The 17094-nt window shown below is 63.0% G+C and carries 14 protein-coding genes; 9 read left to right on the top strand and 5 right to left on the bottom strand.

Going from position 1 to position 17094, the window contains the following annotated elements; genetic code table 11:
- Window positions 1-56: 56 nt before the first annotated feature.
- The 4 genes from GTP46_RS10055 to GTP46_RS10040 are packed head-to-tail and all read left to right on the top strand — an operon-like array spanning window position 57 to window position 6559.
- Window positions 57-2252: a type I secretion system permease/ATPase gene (locus tag GTP46_RS10055; protein WP_161006484.1), complete on the top strand. Its 2196-nt coding sequence runs from the start codon at window positions 57-59 to the stop codon at window positions 2250-2252.
- A complete protein-coding gene (locus tag GTP46_RS10050) occupies window positions 2249-3595 on the top strand; it encodes an HlyD family type I secretion periplasmic adaptor subunit (RefSeq protein WP_161006483.1) in 1347 nt (448 codons plus the stop codon). The genes GTP46_RS10055 and GTP46_RS10050 overlap by 4 nt, the downstream gene beginning before the upstream one ends.
- Entirely contained in the window at window positions 3585-5075 is a 1491-nt protein-coding gene (locus tag GTP46_RS10045; protein ID WP_229258880.1) for a TolC family protein, read from the top strand. The genes GTP46_RS10050 and GTP46_RS10045 overlap by 11 nt, the downstream gene beginning before the upstream one ends.
- Complete coding sequence (locus GTP46_RS10040; RefSeq protein ID WP_161006482.1) at window positions 5072-6559, top strand: tetratricopeptide repeat protein; 1488 nt, start codon at window positions 5072-5074, stop codon at window positions 6557-6559. Before GTP46_RS10045 ends, GTP46_RS10040 begins: the two co-directional genes overlap by 4 nt.
- 105 nt (window positions 6560-6664) lie before the next feature.
- Here GTP46_RS10040 and GTP46_RS10035 read toward each other — a convergent pair whose 3' ends face one another.
- The 3 genes from GTP46_RS10035 to GTP46_RS10025 form a co-directional block, all read right to left on the bottom strand.
- Window positions 6665-7186, bottom strand: a complete 522-nt coding sequence (locus tag GTP46_RS10035; RefSeq protein ID WP_161006481.1) for an RES family NAD+ phosphorylase — start codon at window positions 7184-7186, stop codon at window positions 6665-6667.
- Window positions 7187-7294: 108 nt separating this feature from the next.
- Window positions 7295-7960, bottom strand: coding sequence for a hypothetical protein (locus GTP46_RS10030; protein ID WP_161006480.1), 666 nt, complete (start codon window positions 7958-7960; stop codon window positions 7295-7297).
- A gap of 10 nt (window positions 7961-7970) precedes the next feature.
- Entirely contained in the window at window positions 7971-8387 is a 417-nt protein-coding gene (locus tag GTP46_RS10025; RefSeq protein ID WP_161006479.1) for a hypothetical protein, read from the bottom strand.
- A 622-nt stretch (window positions 8388-9009) separates the two neighbouring features.
- Between GTP46_RS10025 and GTP46_RS10020 the strand changes: the two genes are divergently transcribed.
- Window positions 9010-9435 carry an organic hydroperoxide resistance protein gene (locus GTP46_RS10020; protein ID WP_161006478.1) on the top strand — a complete coding sequence of 142 codons (426 nt, stop codon included), beginning with the start codon at window positions 9010-9012 and terminating at the stop codon, window positions 9433-9435.
- Between the two features lie 40 nt (window positions 9436-9475).
- A complete protein-coding gene (locus tag GTP46_RS10015; protein WP_161006477.1) occupies window positions 9476-9943 on the top strand; it encodes a GNAT family N-acetyltransferase in 468 nt (155 codons plus the stop codon).
- Here GTP46_RS10015 and GTP46_RS10010 read toward each other — a convergent pair.
- On the bottom strand, window positions 9927-11138 hold the full coding sequence (locus tag GTP46_RS10010) for a sensor histidine kinase (protein ID WP_161006476.1): 1212 nt from the start codon (window positions 11136-11138) through the stop codon (window positions 9927-9929). The two genes, GTP46_RS10015 and GTP46_RS10010, sit on opposite strands and share 17 nt — an antisense overlap.
- On the bottom strand, window positions 11128-12510 hold the full coding sequence (locus GTP46_RS10005) for a sigma-54-dependent transcriptional regulator (protein ID WP_161006475.1): 1383 nt from the start codon (window positions 12508-12510) through the stop codon (window positions 11128-11130). The genes GTP46_RS10010 and GTP46_RS10005 overlap by 11 nt, the downstream gene beginning before the upstream one ends.
- Before the next feature lie 148 nt (window positions 12511-12658).
- Here GTP46_RS10005 and GTP46_RS10000 point away from each other — a divergent pair, with 148 nt between their 5' ends.
- Genes GTP46_RS10000 through GTP46_RS09990 form a run of 3 tightly spaced genes read left to right on the top strand, consistent with a single transcriptional unit; the run spans window position 12659 to window position 17070 of the window.
- Window positions 12659-13954: an efflux RND transporter periplasmic adaptor subunit gene (locus GTP46_RS10000; RefSeq protein ID WP_229258879.1), complete on the top strand. Its 1296-nt coding sequence runs from the start codon at window positions 12659-12661 to the stop codon at window positions 13952-13954.
- 33 nt (window positions 13955-13987) lie between these two features.
- A complete protein-coding gene (locus GTP46_RS09995) occupies window positions 13988-14668 on the top strand; it encodes an ABC transporter ATP-binding protein (protein ID WP_161006474.1) in 681 nt (226 codons plus the stop codon).
- Window positions 14668-17070, top strand: coding sequence for an ABC transporter permease (locus GTP46_RS09990; RefSeq protein WP_202414212.1), 2403 nt, complete (start codon window positions 14668-14670; stop codon window positions 17068-17070). Before GTP46_RS09995 ends, GTP46_RS09990 begins: the two co-directional genes overlap by 1 nt.
- Window positions 17071-17094 lie beyond the last annotated feature (24 nt).

Below are 17094 nucleotides of genomic sequence, written 5' to 3'. Positions count from 1 at the left end.
GTGCCTGGCCCGTTGCCCGGACCAGGCACGCAATAGCAAGAGAACGAGAATCACACATGGTAACCAGTACAGCAAGTGCAGCAGCCCCCCCACCCATTGACACCGGCCTGGCGTGCCTGCTGATGATGGCGGGCCTGCACGGCATCAGCGCCGATGCGGCAGCCCTGCAACACGAATTCGGCCTTGGCGCGCCATTGCGCGATGACGCCTTGTTATTGGCGGCGCGCAGCCTGGGCTTCTCCGCCAGCCAGCTGCGCCAGGATCCGGCACGGCTGGCGCAAGCGCCGCTGCCCGCCATCGCACGCGACCAGGAAGGACGCTATTTCATCCTGGCCAAATACCAACCCGCCACGCAGCCGGCGGAAGGCGCCGAACTGCGGCCGGCGCGGGTGCTGATCCAGCGGCCCGGTGAAGCGCCGCAGCTGCTGGCGGTCGATACGCTGTTGCAGGCGTGGACCGGTGAACTGGTGTTTTGCACCAGCAAAGCCAGCCATGCCGGCGATATGGCCCGCTTTGACTTCACCTGGTTCATTCCGGCAGTGGTCAAATACCGCCGGCTACTGGGGGAGGTCTTGCTGATTTCCCTGGTGCTGCAACTGATCGGCCTGGCCACGCCGCTGTTCTTCCAGGTCGTGATGGACAAGGTGCTGGTCAACCATGCGATGAAGACGCTGAATGTGATTGCCATCGGCCTGATCTGCGCTACCGTGTTCGAGGCGCTGCTGACCGCGATCCGTACCTATGTGTTTGCCCAGACCAGCAGTAAAATCGATGTCGAACTGGGCGCGCGCCTGTTCCGCCATCTGCTGAACCTGCCGTTAGCGTATTTCCAGGCGCGCCGCGTGGGCGACTCGGTGGCCCGCATCCGTGAACTGGAAAATATCCGCTCCTTCTTGACCGGCAATGCCATGACGCTGGTGCTGGACTTGCTGTTCTCGGTGGTTTTCCTCAGCGTGATGCTGTGCTACAGCGCCGCGCTGACCGGCATCGTGCTGGTCTCGATTCCGCTGTATCTGCTGTTATCGCTACTGCTGACGCCCATCCTGCGCGCGCGCCTGAACGACAAGTTCAACCGCAGCGCCGAAAACCAGTCCTTCTTGGTCGAAACCATCGGCGGCATCGACACCGTCAAGGCGCTGGCGGTCGAACCGCGCTGGCAGCAGAAATGGGAACGCCAGTTGGCTGGCTATGTGACAGCCGGATTGGGCGCCACCAACATTGCCACCGTCGCCAGCGGCGGCGTCACCCTGATCAGCAAGCTGGTGACGGCCGCCATCATGTGGTACGGCGCTGGCCTGGTGCTGGACGGCCGCCTCAGCGTAGGCGAACTGGTGGCCTTCAACATGCTGGCTGGCCAGGTCGCCACACCCATCCTGCGGCTGGCCCAGTTGTGGAACGATTTCCAGCAAGTGGGCATTTCGATGAGCCGTCTGGGCGACATCCTCAACGCCCGCACCGAGGTGGCCGGACAGAAAAGCCGCCTGCCGCGCCTGGCCGGTGCGATCGAATTCGACCAGGTGTCGTTCCGCTACCGGCCTGATGCGGCCGATGTAATCCGTCAGTTGAGCCTGACGATACGCCCCGGCGAAGTGATCGGTATCGTCGGCCGCTCGGGCTCGGGCAAAAGCACCTTGACCAAGCTGGTGCAACGGCTGTATGTGCCTGACCGCGGCCGCGTGCTGGTCGATGGCCATGACCTGGCCATCATCGACACTACCTCCTTGCGTCACCAGATCGGCGTGGTACTGCAGGAAAACACGCTATTTATGCGCAGCATCCGTGACAACATCGCAGTGGGCAATCCGGCGCTGCCGCTGGACGCCGTGATCGCGGCAGCGCGGCTGGCCGGCGCCCATGACTTTATCTGCGAACTGGCGGAAGGCTATGACACGCTGGTCGGCGAGCACGGCACCGGCCTGTCAGGCGGCCAGCGCCAGCGCATCGCCATCGCCCGTGCATTGATCGGCAATCCACGGGTACTGATTTTTGACGAGGCCACCAGCGCACTCGACTATGAATCGGAACGCATCATCCAGCAAAACATGCGGGCCATCTGCCAGGGCCGCACGGTGCTGATCATCGCCCACCGCCTGTCTGCGGTACGCGATGCCGACCGCATCGTCGTCATGGAGCGCGGCCAGATTGCGGAGAGCGGCAGCCACGAGGCGCTGTTGCAGAACGCGCAGGGCATCTACAGCCACCTATACCGGCTGCAGGCGGGACACGCCATGGCGTCGCAGGTGGCAGCATGAGCGGCTGGCATCGTGTGAGCGCCGCGATGGCGCTGCTGGGCCGCTATCGGCGTGTGCTGGGCTATAGCTGGCAACGCCGCGCCGAGTTGGACGGCAAGGGCCTGCGTCCCCAGGAAGCGGCCTTTTTGCCAGCTGCGCTGGCGCTGCAGGAGCAGCCGGTGTCGTCCACGGCGCGCCTCACGGCATGGCTGTTGACGCTGCTGGTTGCGCTGTTGCTGCTGTGGTCGGTGTTGGGCAAGGTCGATATCATCGTCAATGCCAACGGCAAAATCATTCCCAGCCAGCGCGTGAAAACCATCGCATCGGTGGATGTGGCCAGTGTGCGTGCGCTGCACGTGGTGGAAGGCCAGCAGGTGAAGGCGGGACAATTGCTGGTTGAACTGGACACCAGTGCCAGCGACGCCGAACATGACAAGGCGGCCAGCCAGCAGGGCGCGGCCATGCTGCAGGTCGAACGGGCCCGCGCCCTGATTGCGGCTATCGAGCAGGGCCATACGCCGCAGTTGCCTTTGCCGGCCGACGGGCCGGCGCGCGCGCAATGGCAGGCCGAGCAATTACATCTGGATGGCCAGTACCGGGATTACCAGGCACGGCTGGCACGCATCGATGGTGAAATTGCCCGCTGCCGCCAGGATCTGCCGCTGGCGACCCAACGCGCAAACGATTACCTCGTCCTGCTGGAGCAGCATGATGTGGCACGCCATGCCTGGCTGGACAAGGAACAGGCCAGGATCGACCTGAACGGCCAACTAAGCGACGCCCTGCACCAGCGCGCCGCGCTGCTGGCCGACACCCGGCGCGCCGCCTACGACCAGTTGAGCGAAGGCCTCAAGCTGGAGCAGGCGGCGCACCAGGACGCGCTGCGGGCGGGCGCCCACAGCCAGTTGCTGCGGCTGGTGGCCCCGGTTGATGGCACCGTCCAGCAACTGAACCTGCACACAGTGGGCGGCGTGGTGCCGGCGGCACAGCCCCTAATGGAAATCGTACCGGCGTCGCAGGCGCTGGAGGTCGAAGCCATGCTGGAGAACCGCGATGTCGGTTTCGTGCTGCCGGGCCAGCGTGCGGAAGTCAAAGTGGAAGCCTTCGATTACACCAAATACGGCACCGTCGGCGCCAGTGTGACCCAGGTATCGCGTGATGCCATCGCCGATGACAAGCGCGGGCTGCTGTACGCGGTCAAGATCATGCTGCAGCGGCCAAGTATTGCAGCCGCTGGCAGCGCCATGCCGCTGGCGCCAGGCATGGCTGTATCGGTCGAGGTCAAGACCGGCGAGCGGCGCATCATCGAGTATGTGCTGGCGCCACTGTTGCAACATCAACGGGAGGCTCTGCATGAACGCTAACCTGCGCGGCAAGGCGCTGGCAGCGTTGCCGCTGGCATTGATGCTGAGCGCGCCGGCCTGGGCGCAGCAAGGCAGCTGGCTCGACCGTCTCAGCGCTCCCCTCCCCGATCCGCTGCGTGTGCAGCCGCCCCAGCTGGCGCAGGGCGCCACGCTGCCGGGTGACGCCTCGCCCCTGGCCGCTGCGGAAGCCATGCCCGCCTCCCTGGACCGGGCCCTGTCGCTGGCCGATGCGGTCGATCTGGCGCTGTCCCACAAGCCTCAAGTCCAGTCGGCATGGGCCAGCATCAAGCTGCAGGCCAGTGCGCTGGGCGAGGCGCGTGCCGCCTATCTACCCACGGCGTCGGCCACCGTCAGCCGGCTCAATACGCATACCGCCTACGATCTGAACGGCATACCAGCCACCAGCAATGCCGCCCATACCATGTATGCGGCATTGAACTGGCGCCTGTTCGATTTCGGCACCCGTGCCGCCAACCGCCAGAGCGCCAACCAGCTGCTGGCTGCGGCGCTGGCACAGCATGAAGCCACCTTACAGCAAACCCTGGCCGCCACCATTCAGGCATATTTCGATGTCGAAAGCAGCCATGCGGCATGGCAGGCCAAGGAGCAGAGTGTGCTGCTGGCGCACCAGACGCTCGACAGCGCTCAGCGGCGCGAGCAGCGCGGCGCGGCCGCGCAGGGCGATACACTGCAGGCAGGCACCGCGCTGGCGCGCGCGCTGCTGGAACGCAACCGTAGCTGGTCGAGCTACCGCAAGGCCGTGGCGACGCTGGCTTATGCGATCGGCGTACCGGCCGAGAGCGAGCTCAGCGTGGCCGACGAGGAGGATGACGGCGCCGCCGGACTGGCCCCCACCGATCAGCGCAGCCTGGCCGACTGGATGCAGCAGGCGCGCGGCAGCCATCCGGCCATCCAGGCGGCACGGGCCAGCTGGCAGGCGGCGCAAAGCCGGGTTGGCGCCACCGTGGCAGAAGGCTTGCCGACGCTCGACCTGTCGCTGAACTATTATCGCAACGGCTATCCGGGCCAAGCACCATCGGCGCTGGGCCAGCGCGTCGCGACCCTAGGCTTGTCGATCAACGTGCCGCTATTCGACGGCTTCAGCCACAGTTACAAGGTCAGGGGCGCGCAAGCGCAAGCAGAACAGCGCGCCGCGGAACTGGACGAGGTAGAACACCAGGTATTGCTGGAAGTAGTGAAAGCCCATGCCGAGACGCGCGCTGCCCTGCAAAACCTGCAAGCTTCGCAGGATCTGCTAACCGCCGCACGCGATGCCCAGGCCAGCGCCCGGCGCCGCTACGAGCACGGGGCGGCCGACCTGATCGAACTGCTCAGCAGCCAGAATGCGCTGGCCGATGCGATACAGGAGCGGGTACGCTGCCTGGCCGAATGGCGCTCCGCCCGTTTACGCCTGCTGGCTGACGGCGGCGTGCTGGGACATGAGGCACTGCTCGCCGCGACACACCGGGGGCAGCTATGACACCAGCATTGGCGGCATCGCTGAAACAGGCGGCACAATGGCGGGCGCAAGGCCAGACCCAGCAAGCCCTGGCGCTCTGCTCGGCGCTGCTTGATACGCAGCCTGAGCTGGCTGAGGCATGGTTTGAGCAAGGCTTGCTGCTGGATAAGCTCAGACAGACTGAAGCAGCAATGGCCAGCTATGATCGGGTGATCGCACTACGCCCCGATTTCATCCCTGCCTATCTGAACCGGGGCAACGCGCTCAATACCCTGCGTCGCCCAGAGCAGGCGCTTGCCACCTACCTGCATGCACTCCGGCTGAAGGCGAACGCCCTGCCTTTGCTGGTCAACATAGGCGCCACCTTGCAGAAGCTGGGACGGTATCAGGAAGCGCTGCATGCCTACCAGCACGTGCTGCAGCTGCGCCCCGATCATGCGGATGCCCTATCTAACCGCGGCAACATCGAATTCATGCTGCAGCGCTACAGCCAGGCACTGGACAGCTATGCGCAAGCGCAGGCCTATCATCCCATGCACGTGGGCGCCAATTTTAACGAGAGCCTGTGCCAGCTATTGTTGGGCAACTTCGGACCAGGCTGGCAAAAGTATGAGTGGCGCTGGCATACCAGGCAGCTGGCCCACGGCAAGCGCCACATCCAGGCACCGCTGTGGCTGGGGTACGGCGACTTGCGTGGCAAAACCATTCTGCTGCACGCCGAGCAGGGATTTGGCGACACCATCCAGTTCTGCCGCTATGTCAGCTGGGTGGCTAGCCTGGGAGCGCAGGTGCTACTGGAGGTACAGGCGCCACTGCGGTCGCTGATGGCCCAGCTGCCCGGCGTACGGGCGATTTATGTCCGTGGGGAGGCGCTGCCGAAAGTGGACTGCCATTGTCCATTGATGAGCCTACCACTGGCGCATCGCACCCGTTTGGCCACGATACCGCCCTTGCCGGCCGGACTGCGCCCAACCCCACAGCAGCTGGCTGACTGGACACAACGGCTGGGCGCCAAATCGCTGCCCCGCATCGGCCTGGTATGTTCCGGCAGCACCGGCCATGTCGATGACCGCAACCGCTCCATTCCACTGGTACAGATGGCTCAGGCGCTGGCCGGTCCGGTGCAGCTGTTTTGTGTTCAAAAAGAGTTACGGCAAGACGATGCGGCACGCATAGCTGCCGGTGACATTGGTTTTTTCGGCCCGCAGTTAGGTGACTTCAGCGATACAGCAGCGCTACTGTTACACATGGACTTGGTGATTACTGTCGATACCGCGGTTGCCCACCTCGCCGCGACGCTGGGAAAACCCGTATGGATACTGCTGCCCTTCGTGCCAGACTGGCGCTGGCTGCTCCAGCGCAGCGACAGTCCATGGTATCCATCGGTACGATTGTTCCGCCAATCGGCTCCGGGTGACTGGCTGGGGCCGTTGCGCGAGGTTGCCGTCGAGTTTCACAAAAGTTGGCAAGCTGACGCTGCCGCCGCCCCGCCCGTGGCGGATTGACTTCGCACTGGAGCCCTCTCCTACCTAGAGTGACGACAATGCTCATCGGCGCAGTTTGAAAACAGTCCAGACTGCTCACAGCCCCCCCTGCCTATGATGCCGAAGTCACAGGCAATCGCGCCGCACGAAGCTCGGATCGATCAGCAATTCCGCGTATTCTGCAGTGTCGGCAAACTGTCTTGCGTCCACCGCGAGGCCGGATGCGAGGGCATCACGCACCCGTGAGGAAATGGCATATGCGCGCGCTCCTGGGTGCCGCCTTGAGGGATAAGCGAAACCGTGAACTTCCCCTTTGTATTCCTCGAGCATTTGATCAAGTTCGACGCCAAACCATTGACACCAGTCGTACTCGATATCGCGTTGCGCATCATAAATTCCCATTCGGCTGGCGGCGACACCGGACAGGTCGAACAGCCGCAGCGTCCGATCAAATGAGAGCGAGGGGATCAAGCCGCTTTCGGCGCCGTGGTCGAATGTAAAACACCCTGGCAAGATCGCCGGGTTCTTACAGAACCCCGCTTCCCACACCGCCGTATGCGTTTGATCGGCGGCGTATATCCAGTAGAAAGGGAAGCCTGTAGCCGTCTCAAAACTCAGGGGTGGACCGTAGCGGTAGGTTCTTGTCACCCGGTCCGGCCAGATTGACAGTGCATTCCAAGCCGCGCGTATCAACACCTGGCCGACGGGAACTTCAATGATGCGGGACGAGCGCTGCAGTGGTTGGATACAACATAGTTAGCCTATATGGTCGGCCACACTCCTGCGTTTGAACTCGGCCAGCTCGGCTACCCTGCGCGCACGCTCCTGTGCCGGCGCGCGCAACATAGCCGACTGGCTCGGGTGTATCGTCCGCCGCGTCGCAAATGGCAAGCCCGCCAGCACTTCCGCCGGGGCCAACGCATTCAACTCATCGGCTTCTATGACCCAGAAAGCATGGATTTCACTACTCGGCATGTCATCAAGGCGTTCAAGCACGGGCTGGATCAGTTCAGGCACCGGCGAGACAAACTGCCAAGCCGGAAACTCCTTGCCGATCGCGCGCCCCAGTGGTGTGACACAGTAAAACCGCTTACTATCTACCGCGCGATAAAACGATGCCTGGGAAAGCTCCACCCATCCCTGCCCGATGACTTCCGAGACCTTGAGTTTCGACACTGGCAGCACACTTGAGCTCCGGGCGGGGCGGCCATCTGTCCACCTGTCCGGGTCTACCCACGCTTGCTGAACGTCCGCAACGGCACGTTTGATTAAGTCAAGCACACGAGGGCCATCCGGGCCTTGTGCCAACGCAACCGCACGCTCAGTAACCAGTTGAGAGAACCGGTCGAGAACAGCACGATCATGCTGGGTCAGGGGGCGATCCGCAGGCTCAACGACATGCGCTTCAGAATGCAGTGTCATCTCGTGATCCTTAAGCAAATTGTGGTGGCGCAATAGCTGGATGGGTAGCCGTGAGCTGTCTTATTCGGCGCAATAGGCTGACCGGGTGTTGCGACGGGCGCAGCACGCGCGCAGCATGGAGCAAAAACACCTCCTCCAGGCCAGTGATGGTCTTTTTAATATGCAAAAGATAGCGCTGGTAGCCATCATCATCTGAATTGAACAGGTCCTCAAGCGAGAATTCCTTGGCACGATTCAACCCTGCCAATGCTTCAGTGAAGCGAAGGCGCGCCTCTTCAATCATCCCCAGCATTTGCGAATGCTGCTGATGCAGATTTTCAGCGGCGGTAACAGCATCCAAGATCTTGCGATAGCTGTCGTACGCATCAAGCATGCGCCCCCATTGAAGGGAGCGATCTGCAGCTGCATCAAGGAAATTAGTAGTCACAGGCGCCTCCAGGAACTCTTTGTGTGACGTAAGCTTAGCAGAGATTCTTAAAATTATCAAGATTATCGACATTCTCTAAACATTCCAAAGAAGTCGATGGCGGCGACATGGGCAAACGACCGACTGGACCGATCGCATGATCTGGCGGTTTGACCTTGCGCGATCCAAGATCGGCTGCAAGCGCAACGCATCGTTATCGTGCACCAGCGTCCACATTAGATCGGCCCACATTCGGAACGCACCGCGTGATTGTTGATACCGCCTGTTCATTTGCACTCAAAACTGACCTGGTAGCGTTAATCAGCCTTTTTGCTTGCGAGCTTGTGAAGGAGAGCTCAAGACCAAGTTGTATGGGTCATGCTACGGTACAAATCTATGCTTAAGTCAGGGTCATGTCTGCATGCAAATCAATAATAGACCCTGTCAGCGGAGAAAAATATTTTCTAAAATAGCTTGCTATTGAATCGCGCGCTATGTATAGTGTGTACATGGGCGCTGCAAACAGCGCAGACTGTAGTAAATTAGCAAGCTAGTTATACCGAACGGTAGATAGCACGCGATTGAATAGTCAACTAAACTTATGTTGTACTTAGATGTACCTCACTCACTGAAAGGAAATATCATGTCGATCGAAAAAGTCCTGTACACCGCACACGCAAAAACCACCGGCGGCCGCGAAGGCCAATCCGCTTCGTCGGACGGTCATCTGTCCGTGAAGCTGAGCACCCCGAAAGAACTGGGCGGCGGTGGCGGCGACGGCACCAACCCTGAACAGCTGTTCGCATCGGGCTACGCAGCTTGCTTCATCGGCGCCATGAAATTCGTCGGTGGCCGCGACAAGATCGCGGTGCCTGCAGACCTGTCGGTAGAGACCTCGGTCGGCATCGGCCCGATCCCAACCGGCTTCGGCATCGAAGTGGAACACAAAATCACGCTGCCAGGCCTGGACCGCGCTACCGCCGAAAAACTGGTGGCAGCCGCCCACATCGTCTGCCCTTACTCGAACGCCACCCGTGGCAACATCGACGTCAAGCTGACCATTCTGTAATCACATACAATCATTGCTTTGATCCCTAGCGAGAGAAGCAATGATTGAGTGGCACTGGCTGGCTTTTGACGATATCCCGCGCGCTGACTGGTACGAAGTACTGCGTCAGCGCCAGGCCGTTTTCATCCTCGAACAAACCTGTTTGTATCCCGACATCGACGGCGCCGATACGGTCTGCCATCACCTGCTGGGATGGCGCGAGATCGATGGCCAGCGCACGCTGGTGACTTACCTGCGCGTGGTACCGCCGGGCGTGAAATTCGACGAGATGTCGATAGGCCGTGTGCTGACCACGCAAGCCGGTCGCGGTTCCGGCGTTGGCCGCGAACTGCTGGCCAAGGCGATTCCTTTGGCTGAAAAACTGCATCCGGGCTGGGATATCCGCATCGGCGCGCAAGCGCATCTTGAAAAATTCTATGGCAGCTTTGGCTTCCAGACGGTGACCGATCCGTACGATGAAGATGGCATCATGCACATCGATATGGTGCGCGTTAAAACGTCAGGATAAAACGCGCGCCGGCGCCGACTGGGCGGGCGTAACGCACGGTGCCGCCGTTGCCGTGCACCAGATGGCGCACCATCGCCAGTCCGATTCCCCTGCCCTGTTTTTTAGTGCTGAAAAACGGCGTGAAGATGTGCGCGGCCAGTGCTTCCGGCACGCCCGGGCCGTTGTCCGACACTTCGATGCGCAGGCGGCCGCCCCGGCTCAGGCGCGCGCTTACTTGCGCTTCGGTGCCGGCTTCCGCTGCGTTCTTCAGTAGATTGATCAAGGCTTGTTCCAGCTGGCCGGGATCGATCATCACTTCCATTGACGCTGGTTCGACTGAGAAGGTGAGCCGGTTTTCCCATTGCGGTTGCAGCAGCGCTTTCAAACGTTCAAACAATTCTTCCAGCAGCACGCGCTGCGGTTGCGCTTGCGGTACGGTGGAGAGGCTGCGGTAGCTGCTCACAAAATCTACCAGACTGGCGGCGCGTCTTGCGATGGCGTCCAGCGCGGTGTTCAGGTCTGCGTGGATGTCTTGTGGTAGCTGCTCGCTGGCTTCTTCCAGCAGGCTGCAGGCAGTGCGCGAGAGCGAGGCCACTGGCGTGAGGGAGTTCATGATTTCGTGGGTCAGCACTTGCACCAGTTCGCGCCAGGCGTTGAGGGCTTCGGCTTCCAGTTCGCTTTCTACTGGCATCAGCGCGGCGAGGCGTTGCGCGGAGCCTTGCATGGTCAGGGCGGAGATGGCGACCAATGCGCGCTCGGCGCCGCGTTCGGTGTCGAAACTGATTAGTTGGCGTTGACCGGTGGCTTGTGCGGCCAGCAGCTGATGTAGCGATTGCGGTGCGATGGCGCGGCCCGGTGCAGTCAGACGGCGCGCGCTGGCGTTGAGTGCTGCGACTGCGCCTACACCGCTGGCGTTCTCAATGCGGAATAGCGCGATCGGCGAGTGCTCAAGGCGGGCCTCCAGCGCGAGCATGGCATCGGCTAGTTCGCGCGACGGCGCGGCATCAGGCGACGGCATCTCCATGTGCGGCATGCGTGGCGAAAGGCGGCGCAGGCATTGCCACAGCAGGCTTGCCGGTGCGATGGCGAGCAGCGCGCACAGGACGATGCGGCGCGGCTCCGGTATTGGCGACAAAATGTCAGCAGCGACGGATAGCGCCATCAGGCCGGCCGCGCCAGCCGCCACGCCCAGCTTGAGCGCGTGCTCAGATGCCATGCTTGCCCAGCTTGCGATACAAGGCCGCACGGCTGATGCCCAGCGTCTTGGCCGCGTGGCTGATATTGCCGTTGAACTGCACCAGCGTCGCCGCAATCGCCGCCCGTTCGATGGCGTCCAGCGTCAAGTCGCCGCCCGAACTGCTCGCCGGCGCGATCACCGGCGGCGCGAGAGTAATCGTGCTGACCGGTGCGATGGTGACTGCTGTGGCGATGCTGGTCGCTGCGAGGCCGAAGTCATTAATCGCGTATTCCATGCCTTGGCCAAGAATCACCGCCCTTTCGCACGCGTGGCGCAAGGCGCGCACATTGCCGGGCCAGTCGTGCCGCAACAGCGCATCCATCGCTGTCGCGGTCAGGTTACGTGATGGGCGTTCATACTGCGCCTCATACAGCTTCAGGTAATGCTGCACCAGCAGCGGCACATCTTCGCGCCGCTCGCGCAACGGCGGCACGCGGATCACAATCGTATTCAAGCGAAACAGCAAATCCGCCCTGAATACCGACGGATCAAACAAGCGCGCCTCTTCCAGATTGGTCGCGCTGATAATCCGCACATCGATCGACTCCGGCTTGTCCGCGCCTATCGGCGTGACCTCGCGCCGCTCCAGCGCCGTCAACAGCTTGGCCTGTGCCGCCAGCGGCATATTCCCGATTTCATCCAAAAACAGCGAGCCGCCGCGCGCAGCCTGGAAGCGCCCTGCCCTATCAGCCTTCGCATCCGTGAACGAACCTTTGCGGTGGCCGAACAACTCACTCTCAAAAGTCGACTCGGGCAGCGCGCCCATATCCACGGCCAGCATGGTTCCCGCTGCCCGCCGCGACGCCGCATGAATCGCCCGCGCCACCAGCTCCTTGCCGACGCCGTTCTCGCCGAGCACCATCACATTGGCCTCCGTCGGCGCCACGCTGGCAATCAAGGCCTTCAATTCCTGCATGGCGCGCGACTCGCCCATCAACTCCGGCGAACCAGCTGCACCACCGCGCACCGCCTCGCGCCGCGCCAACGCCTGATCCACCGCCGCGACCAGGCGCGCGTTATCCCACGGCTTGGTGATGAAATCCCCTGCGCCACGCTTGAGCGCTTCCACCGCCAGCGGCACATCGGCATACGCCGTCATCGCAATCACGGCCGGAGGATTCGACTGCGCACGCAATATATCCAACAGCGCCAAACCTTCGGCGCCGTTGATGCTGCCCGGCGTGAAGTTCAGATCCAGCAGCACCACATCCGGCACGCCGCGCGCCAGTAGCGCAGGCAAGCCCGCCGGATCGCTCAAGGTGGCGACCTGACCATAACGCCGCCGCAGCAGCAATTGCGCCGCAGTAGCGACATCGGCGTCATCATCGAGGATCAGGATATAGGCAGGCATGCGGCCATTCTAGCAGCCGTTCCAACGCTGTAAACGCCCACTTTCTGCAGCTGTTCGCATGCGGACAGCGCCCACTGTCCGGAAATGAACACTCACCACTGCAAAACCCCGCTTTTCGCTATGGCACAGCGTTTGCAGTAGAGCCTTCATGCACATCAAAAAAAATTTCAAGCCCGCTGCACCGCATGACGGCGCCACGATGGACGTGGTGATACCGCGCCGTCGCGGCAAACGCGTGGCCGTCATCGCCGCCGTGCTACTAACGCTGGCGGCAGCGTCCTACGCACTGTGGTTATGGATGCCGCGCGGCCTGCAAATCGACGGCACAGACCTGCGCACGGGCGTCGCCACGCGCGGCGTGTTTGTCGATGAAGTGATCGTGCGCGCCAGCGCCGAGCCGCTCAACTCCGTCATCCTCGATGCGGTGGAATCCGGCCGCGTGGAAGAAGTCTTCGCCACTGATGGCGCGACGGTGAAGAAAGGCCAACTGCTATTCCGCATCTCCAACCCGCAGCGCAATCTGGAACTGCTGGCGCGGCAATCGGAGCATGCGGTAAGCATCTTCAATCTCTCCAACCTGCGGGTGTCGCAGGAGGCCAGCGCCAGCGAGCACCAGCGCCGTTTGGACGACTTGCAATTCGCAGCGGAGCAAGCCGGCAAGCAGCATGCGCGCAACGTCAAGCTGGCGGCGCAAGGCTATATCTCCAGCGTGGCGCTGGAAGAATCGGTCGACCGCCTCGCCCAGCAGCAGCGCGCGCTGCGGCAGGAGCAGCAAGCAACAGCCGCTGAATCGCGCGTGCGTGATCACGCCGAGCAGCAGCTGGAAACCGCTATCCACGGCCTCAACTCCGGCCTGAAACTGGTGTCGGCCACCGTTGATGCACTGGCCGTGCGCGCGCCGGCTGATGGACGCCTGACCAACTTCCACCTGCAAGTGGGCGAATCCATCGCCACCGGAAAAAACATCGGGCGCATCGACGATCCGCTGCGCTTCAAACTCTCCGCCAGCGTGGACGAGTACTACCTGAACCGCATGGCCGTCGGTCGCCACGCCAGTGTGCAGCAGGATGGCCGCAGCTACGCCGCCGACATCAGCACCATTTACCCGCAGATCAAGCAAGGCCGCTTCACCGTCGAACTGGTGTTCACGCAAGGACAGCCGCCGGTACTGAATCCCGGCCAAAGCCTAGACGCGCGCATCACGCTGGGCGAACCGGCCAGCGCCCTGTTGCTGCCCAACGGCGCCTTCATCAACGACAGCGGCGGCACCTGGGTCTACGTGCTGGATGCAACGGGCCGCAACGCCGAACGCCGCACAGTGCGTATCGGTCGCCGTAGCAACAGCCAAGTCGAAATCCTGGCTGGCCTGGGCACCGGCGAAAAAGTGATCTTGTCCAGTTACGCGGCCTACGGAAATTCACCACGGCTGCAAATTACGCAGTAACCTTCCCACACCACCCAACAAAGGTACACGCACATGCTCAAACTTGTCGGCGTCAGCAAAATTCACCAAGCGGGAGAAATCCAGACCACGGCGCTGGACCGCGTCGATTTGCATATCGAGGCGGGCGAATACGTCGCCATCACCGGCCCTTCCGGCTGCGGCAAGTCGACCATGCTCGGCATCCTCGGTCTGCTGGATGTGCCGACGCGCGGCGAGTACTGGTTCGAAGGCCAGAACGTCGCTGGTTGGAGCGAGGCGCAGTTGAACAAGCTGCGGCGCGGCCGCATCGGCTTCATTTTCCAGAGCTTCAATCTGATCGAAGAACTGACCGTGTTTGAAAACGTCGAACTAGCGCTGGAGTACAACGGCACGCCCGCGCGTGAACGGCGCGAACGCGTGACGGCGATGCTGAATAAACTTGGCGTCGGCCACCGTGCCGGACATCGTCCGTCGCAGCTGTCCGGCGGCCAGCAGCAGCGCGTGGCGATTGCGCGCGCGCTGGTGTCTGGCCCCGCCGTGCTGCTGGCCGACGAACCGACCGGTAATCTCGACAGCGCGCACGGCGATGAAGTCATGCGCCTGCTCCGTCAGATCAACGCCGAAGGCACAACAGTGGTAATGGTCACCCACTCGCCCGACCACGCCGCGCAAGCCTCGCGCACCCTCAATCTGCTGGACGGCCGCGTGATGGTCGACGCGCTGCAGGCAGCGTGATGCTGCGCGATTTCCGCATTGGCTGGCGTTTGCTGCTGCGCCATCCGCTGCATACCGCTGTTGAATTGCTGGGCCTCGCGGCCGGCTTCGCGGTGTGCTTCGTGTTGCTGGCGTTTGTGCAGTACTCGTTCAGCTACGACCGCGATGTGCCGCAGCGTGAACAGGTGTACGTCATCAAGCATCGCCTGAACTTTATCGCGCAGCCGCAGTGGATGGAGTACACGCCGTTCGCCCTGCGCGACGTGGCTTTGCATAGCGGTGTGCCACTGCAAGCCAGCGCATGGTGGCCCAGCCAGGCGGCGCTGAACCGGGAGGGCGCGATACGCATGGTCGACATCACGGCGGTGGATCCGGCGTTTGAGCAGATCGCCGGACTGCACGCAATGGAAGGCGACCTGCATCAAGCACTGACGCGGCCCGACGGCATGGCGCTGACGCGGCAAACGGCACTGCAGTGGTTCGGCACGACCAACGCCTTGGGCCGCAGTGCCGTGGTCAACCAACAAACGCTGCAAGTACGCGCCATCCTGCCGGATCGCCCGTCCAACAGCACCCTGCCATTCGGCGCACTGGTCGGCGTTGGCAGCGCGCTGTGGACCGAACAGGAACGGCAGCAGGTGCTGTCCAACTGGACCGGCATCAACGGCCGCATTTACGTCAAGACCAGCGTGCCTCCGCAAACGCTGCAAGCCGCGCTGCAAAGCGTGATCGACACCTCGCCGTGGGACAGTTTCTCCACGCCGGAAATGAAAGCTGCGCTGGCCGAACGCAAGATGGTCGATGTGGCCCTTGGCTCGCTGGCCGATGCCTATTTCGACCGCAGCGTCGCCAACACCATGGGCGCCGGCCAGCGCGGCGACATGCGCATGGTGCTGGCGCTCGGCGCGGCGGGTTTATTGATTCTGCTGCTGGCAGTGGTCAACTACATCAACCTGGCGACGGTGCGGGCGGTACGCCGCCAGCGCGAGATCGCCGTGCGCCGCGTGATGGGCGCCACCACGCGTCAGTTGCTGCTGCAGTTCATGGCCGAAGCCATGCTGCTGTCGACCGCCGCCGCCGCACTGGGCGTGCTGCTGGCGTGGCTGCTGTTGCCGCTGGCGTCCGAGCTGTTGCAACGGCAGCTGGAAGGCATGTTCACACCGGCGACAGTTGCAGCCGGCCTGGCGTTCGGCGCGCTGGTCGGCGCGATGGCCGGACTGTATCCCGGCTGGCTGGCGCGCGGCGTCGACATGCGCGCCACACTGGCGCAGCGCAGCGGCGAAACACCCGGTAGCGCATGGCTGCGGCGCGCGCTGACGGCGGTGCAGTTCAGTGCCGCCATCGGCATGGGCAGCGTGGCGCTGGCGATACTGTGGCAGACGCAGTTTGCCGCCGAAGCACCGCCCGGCTTCGATCCATCGCCACTGCTGGTGATCGATATGCCCATCGGCCTTGACCAGCCACCCGCCCGCGCACTACGCGACGCGCTGGCGCAGCTGCCCGGCGTGGCCGCCGTCACCGACAGCGGCAACGTACCAGGCCGCAACGACCATACCGGCACGCGCGGCAGCCAGACCGTCAAGCACGTGGACGGCAGCAACGTGGCGATGCCAGTGCAATTTGCCGGCGTGGATTTCTTCAAGGTCTATGGCGTGCCAGCGCTGGCCGGCCGCACTTTCGACGCGCGCGAAGCACAGCCGGCGGCGGACGGTGATGAAAGCGTGGTGCTCAATCCGTCCGCAGTGCAAGCGCTGGGCTTTGCCTCCATCCAGCAGGCGGTGGGCCAGCGCATCAACGGCACGCAGCAGCGCGTGATCGGCGTGGTGCCGGACCTGCGCTGGGAAACGCTGCGCGATCCGGTACGGCCGCTGATGTACTTGCAGACGCGCGAAAGCGGCATGTTCACGCTACGCCTGAGCGGCACGCGCGCCGCTGTGGAACCAGCCATTGCCGCCGTCTGGCAGCACTACTTCCCGGCCCAGCCGGCGGTGATCCGCAGCGCTGGCAGCTACTACGCGCTGGCCTATGCCGACGATGTACGGCTGGCGCAACTGCTGGCCTGCGCCACGGCGGTGGTGCTGGTGCTGGCGGCGTTTGGCATCTACGTGCTGGCGGCGCACAGCGTGCAGCAGCGCGCGCGTGAGATCGTGCTGCGCAAGCTGCACGGCGCCGGCCGCACGGCCATTGCCGCATTGGTCGGACGGGAGTTTCTGCTGCTGGTTGCTGTTGCAGCCTTGATCGCGCTGCCGCCGGCGTGGCTGGCGATTGCACAATACCTTGCTCCGTTTGCCGAGCGCTCGCCGCTGGGTGCGTGGGCGCCGCCGGCGGCACTGGCTTTGGCGCTGCTGGTGGTGGCCGCAGCCACTGCGCGCCACACCTGGTCGGCCATGCGCATGGCGCCGGTGCAGGTGCTGCGGGCATAAAAAAAGGCAGCGTAAGCTGCCTTT

Origin of the sequence: Duganella flavida (assembly GCF_009857445.1) — a bacterium.
Classification (GTDB): Bacteria; Pseudomonadota; Gammaproteobacteria; order Burkholderiales; family Burkholderiaceae_D; genus Rugamonas; species Rugamonas flavida.
This window is presented reverse-complemented; position numbering and strand designations above follow the sequence as displayed.